This window comes from Nostoc sp. CALU 1950 (assembly GCF_051172895.1).
Lineage (GTDB): Bacteria > Cyanobacteriota > Cyanobacteriia > Cyanobacteriales > Nostocaceae > Nostoc > Nostoc edaphicum_A.
In genome coordinates this window covers 1-2996 of the sequence record NZ_JBDNJQ010000322.1, presented here as the reverse complement: position 1 = coordinate 2996, position 2996 = coordinate 1, and the positions used below count along the sequence as shown (strand labels likewise).

Below are 2996 nucleotides of genomic sequence, written 5' to 3'. Positions count from 1 at the left end.
ACTAAATTTGTAACAATGTAACAAAAATAATGATGTTTGTAACAAAAATCGTAGTTGTGGTAACTAAACTCGTTATTTTAGTAACTAAATTTGTAACAATGTAACAAAAATAATGATGTTTGTAACAAAAATCGTAGTGGTGGTAACTAAACTCATTATTTTAGTAACTTAAAGCGCAATGTTAGTGGTGATAATCTAGGTTTTTTTAACTTAATTGCGAAATTTATAACAAAAGCGGTGTGGTAATAAGTAAATAAGATACACATAGTCAAGGCAGGATATGATACTTGAAACTGCGGCGATCGCTGTTGGCACTATAATAGCCACCAAAGCCTTAGAAAAAACGGGCGAAAAAGTAGGTGAGGCTTTATGGGATAAGACTGGTAAGTTTCTCGTCACCCTCAAAAAACAGTCTCCCCAGACTGTAGTTGCTATTGAGAAAGCGCCAGAGCAACCACTGGACTATGGCAAAGCTGTACTAGAAGTGGAATCTGCGGCTAAAGCTAATCCTGAAGTGGCTCAAGTAGTCAAAGAATTGGTAGAAGCAGCAAAAGCAGAACCAAATCCTAAACTTGCAGAAATTCTGGCTATGCCTAACCTAGAGAAATTAGCAGACAAGATTGGTCAGGTTGTTATGCCGGGTGGAACAGGAAATATTGAAAATATGTCCTTTTAAATTATCAGCAGTTATTAGTTATCGTGTGACCTAACCCCCAACCCCTTCCCTTGTAGGGAAGGGGAGTAAGATTCAAAGCCTCTCGACCTTTCGGAGAGAGGTTTGCAGAGAAGTCTTTCAGTTTTTGTGAACAGTAAAATTTAACTCAATACAGTTCAGACAAGACCAAACCCCTTGTAGAGACGGCGATTTATCGCGTCTAAAAAACCCAATTTACCACGTCTAAAAAACCCACAATTTTGTACAATTAGCCCTTAACCAAACCGTATTGAGATTTAACTATGTATGCCTGAAGACTCTGGGAAGTTTGCCGAAAAAATTGGTGTTTACGTCGCTCCTGGTGGTCAAGCTTCCATTGGCACTCAAATTATTGAGGGGCAAAAACAGTTAACTCCCACAAAATATATCCCCTATCGCGGTTCCGTCCATTTCGTCGGGCGAGAAACGGAACTGACAATGATGCATGAAGACTTGCAGCGCAGAAATTATGTAGCAATAGCGGGAATGGGTGGCGTGGGTAAAACTGAATTAGCTACCCAATACGCCAGACGATATGAACAAGATTATGGCGGGATTACCTGGTTTAACGACAGAGAAACCAATCTCGCCGCCGAAGTTTTAGAGTTTTTTCAGTTGCAGTTAGGTTTTGAGATTCCCCAAGAATTAGGAGGAAGATTTTTAAGCCTTAAAGAACAAGTCGCCTGGTGTTGGTCTAAATATCCCGACTCTCCCTTGCCGATTTTAATCGTCTTCGATGACGTAACTGATTTAGACAACCTTCGCCAAGTCGTTCCCGATGATAACCGCTTCCAAGTCTTAATTACTACTCGACTGCGGCATTTAGACCCAAATTTTATTCAAGAGATTCCCTTAGATGTTCTCTCACCCCAAAAAGAACCAGGTAAAGCCTTAGAACTGTTAAAACGACTGTTGGGCGAAAAAGATAAGCGAGTCGAAAACCAACCACAAGCTGCAACAGCAATATGTGAATGTCTGGAATATTTGCCCTTGGGGATAGAGTTAGTGGGAGGTTATTTAGTACGCGACCCGGACATATCTTTAGATATCATGTTTGGGCGATTGCAAGAACGTAAATTAGCAGAAGCAGCTTTACAAGACCGGGAAACTCTCAACTCCACTCAACTGGGAGTCAAAGCCGCCTTTGCTTTAACTTGGGAAGAACTCGACCCACTGGCGCAACAACTAGGAAGATTTTTGAGTTTATTTTCTCCTGCACTGATTCTTTGGGATTTGGTTATTTTGGTAGCGACAGGTGGAGGGGAAGCAGAAAATCAGGAAGAAAGACAGCTAACTTGGTCAGAAGATGAATTAAACGCAGCTAAAAAGCAACTTTACGGGCGCAACTTGCTGCAACAGGTAGAAGAAAGAGCAGGATGTCATAAAATTCATGCCTTAGTGCGGTGGTTTTTGCAAGAGGAGTTAGCCAAGGCTGGCAAAATACAATCAGTTTTGGAAACAACCTTCGCCACTGCGATGATAGGCTTTGCTCAAATTCTTCCTCATTCACCCACTTCTGAGCAGATTGAAAACCTCAGAGATATTGTTCTCCATATCGAAGACTTGGGTAAACGTATAATTGCAGAGATAAAAGAAGCAAAAGAAGCACAGATAATTTCTCTAGCATCAGTTCCTAGCGATGAAGTAATTTGGGTATTTGTGGGGATAACAAGATTTTACGAAGGACAGGGATTATATAAATTAGCAGAACCTTGGAGTGAAGATTGCGTAAATGTTTGCCAGTCCTTGTTTGCTGGGGAGCATCCCAATGTGGCTACTAGCTTGAACAATTTAGCTGGTCTCTACGATAGCCAAGGACGCTACAGTGATGCCGAACCTCTGTACATTGAAGCCCTGGCAATGAGAAAGTGCCTGTTTGCTGGGGAGCATCCAGATGTGGCTGGTAGCTTGAACAATTTAGCTTACCTCTACAATAGCCAAGGACGCTACAGTGATGCCGAACCTCTGTACATTGAAGCCCTGGCAATGACAAAGCGCCTGTTTGCTGGGGAGCATCCCAATGTGGCTACTAGCTTGAACAATTTAGCTTTGCTCTACAAAAGCCAAGGACGCTACAGTGATGCCGAACCTCTGTACATTGATGCTTTGGCAATGACAAAGCGCCTGTTTGCTGGCGACCATCCCTATGTCGCTTTTAGTTTGAACAATTTAGCAGTACTCTACAAAAGCCAAGGGCGGTACAACGAAGCCGAACCTCTTTACATTGATGCTTTGGCAATGACAAAGCGCCTGTTTGCTGGCGACCATCCCAATGTCGCTACTAGCTTGAACAATTTAGCAG

2 protein-coding genes are annotated in these 2996 nt (G+C 42.3%); both read left to right on the top strand.

Annotation, left to right across the window (positions count from 1 at the left end):
• The first annotated feature begins 280 nt into the window (after positions 1-280).
• Complete coding sequence (locus ABF638_RS37445; protein ID WP_435027795.1) at positions 281-676, top strand: hypothetical protein; 396 nt, start codon at positions 281-283, stop codon at positions 674-676.
• 285 nt (positions 677-961) lie between these two features.
• Positions 962-2996 (top strand): tetratricopeptide repeat protein (locus ABF638_RS37440; RefSeq protein WP_435027794.1); only part of this gene is annotated, 2035 nt, incomplete at its 3' end.